The sequence below is a fragment of the Xanthomonas sp. LMG 12460 genome (assembly GCF_009192895.1).
Taxonomy (GTDB): domain Bacteria; phylum Pseudomonadota; class Gammaproteobacteria; order Xanthomonadales; family Xanthomonadaceae; genus Xanthomonas_A; species Xanthomonas_A sontii.
Genome location: NZ_NKUH01000140.1, coordinates 1 through 694, shown reverse-complemented (window position 1 = coordinate 694; position 694 = coordinate 1). Strand labels below are relative to the sequence as shown.

The window sequence follows — 694 nt, the reverse complement described above, 5'->3', positions numbered from 1 at the left end:
CTCGGCGGCGCCGCGCAGGCGTTTCTGTTCGCGCAGCCAGGTCGCCGCGTCCTGCCCCGGCAACAGGTCCAGGCGCAGGTCGTCGCCCGGTTGCCAGTACGAGGAGATCTGCAGGATCGCCGGGCCGCTGACGCCGCGGTGGGTGATCAGCATGAAGTTGCGGAAGCGCGCACCGTTGCAACTGGCCTCCACCGGCAGCGCCAGGCCGGACAGGTCGTGCAGGCGTTCCTGGTGCTTGCCGCTCAGGGTCAGCGGCACCAGCCCGGCGCGGGTCGGGAGCACGGCGTGGCCGAACTGCCGCGCCAGGTCGTAGCCGAAGCCGCTGGCGCCGAGGCTGGGGATGGACAGGCCGCCGGTCGCTACCACCAGCGAGGCCGCATGCACCGGGCCATCGTCGGTGTCCAGGCGGAACCCCTCGCTGCCGCGTTCCACCGCGCGCACGCTGCAGTCGGTGCGCACCGTCACCCCCGCCGCGGCGCACTCGTCCACCAGCATGCGCACGATCTGCTTGGAGGACACGTCGCAGAACAACTGCCCCAGTTCCTTCTCGTGGTAGGCGATGTGGTGGCGTTCGACCAGATCGATGAAATCGGCCGGGCGGTAGCGGGCCAGCGCCGATTTGCAGAAGTGCGGATTGGCGGACAGGAAGTTGCCCGGCCCGGTGCCGGTATTGGTGAAGTTGCAGCGGCCGCCG

Annotated in this window: 1 protein-coding gene; it reads right to left on the bottom strand. The window is 70.5% G+C overall.

Annotated elements, in window-relative coordinates; all coding sequences use genetic code 11:
* On the bottom strand, window positions 1-694 hold a 694-nt coding region (locus CEK66_RS19875; protein WP_152238042.1), incomplete at both ends, for an aminoacetone oxidase family FAD-binding enzyme.